The following is a 282-nucleotide window of genomic DNA, read 5'->3' as shown; positions in this document are numbered from 1 at the left end:
CTTTCAAAGCGCGCAATGCGCTCGCGTCCATTGGTCCATTCTTCGATCATGGTTCGGATTTCGGCGGCCAGCATGCGCTGCGTTTCCTCCCGCTCGGCCCGGGCTTGCTCCACGGCCGCGAGCTTTGCCGCCAGCTCGCGGTCCTGGCGGTTCCTTTGGTTCCACTGAAGCGGAACCGACACGCCCACGGAAGCCATGTTGGAATAATCGGGACCGCGCTGCAGGAACGCGACTTCAACGGTCCAGTCGACTTTTTTGTCGGCCTCTGCCAGTTTCGCTTCC

Annotated in this window: 1 protein-coding gene; it reads right to left on the bottom strand. The window is 61.7% G+C overall.

Going from position 1 to position 282, the window contains the following annotated elements; genetic code table 11:
* Positions 1 to 282, bottom strand: a 282-nt coding sequence (locus D0817_RS27345; protein ID WP_161568497.1) for a TolC family protein, incomplete at both ends; no start/stop codon positions are given.

The organism is Flavobacterium cupreum (assembly GCF_003996965.1).
Classification (GTDB): Bacteria; Bacteroidota; Bacteroidia; order Flavobacteriales; family Flavobacteriaceae; genus Flavobacterium; species Flavobacterium cupreum.
Note: the sequence above shows the minus strand (reverse complement) of the source record. Positions and strands in the feature narration are given on the sequence as shown.